The following is a 418-nucleotide window of genomic DNA, read 5'->3' as shown; positions in this document are numbered from 1 at the left end:
GTTCCTCGAGGCCTTCGAGGGTCCGCTCGATCTGCTGCTCTACCTGATCCGCAAGCAGAACTTCAACATCCTCGACATCCCGATGGTGGATGTGACGCGGCAGTACCTGCGCTACGTGGACGAGATCCGCAGCCGCAACCTGGAGCTGGCGGCCGAGTATCTGCTCATGGCGGCGATGCTCATCGAGATCAAGTCGCGCATGCTGCTGCCGCCGAAGAAGCAGGAAGGCGCGCAGGAGGCGGAAGACCCGCGCGCCGAGCTGGTGCGGCGCCTGCTGGAGTACGAGCAGATCAAGCTCGCCGCCGCGGGCCTGGGCAGCGCCCCGCAGTACGGCCGCGACTTCCTGCGCGCGCAGGTGCACATCGAGCAGAGCGTCGTGCAGCGCTTCCCCGACGTGCACGTGGCCGACCTGCAGGAG

General features: G+C 67.0%; 1 protein-coding gene. It reads left to right on the top strand.

Going from position 1 to position 418, the window contains the following annotated elements; genetic code table 11:
• The coding region (locus GVL61_RS24585) for a ScpA family protein (RefSeq protein WP_159983884.1) at positions 1-418 on the top strand (418 nt) is incomplete at both ends.

The sequence above is a fragment of the Novosphingobium sp. 18050 genome (assembly GCF_902706195.1).
Classification (GTDB): domain Bacteria; phylum Pseudomonadota; class Alphaproteobacteria; order Sphingomonadales; family Sphingomonadaceae; genus Novosphingobium.
Note: the sequence above shows the minus strand (reverse complement) of the source record. Positions and strands in the feature narration are given on the sequence as shown.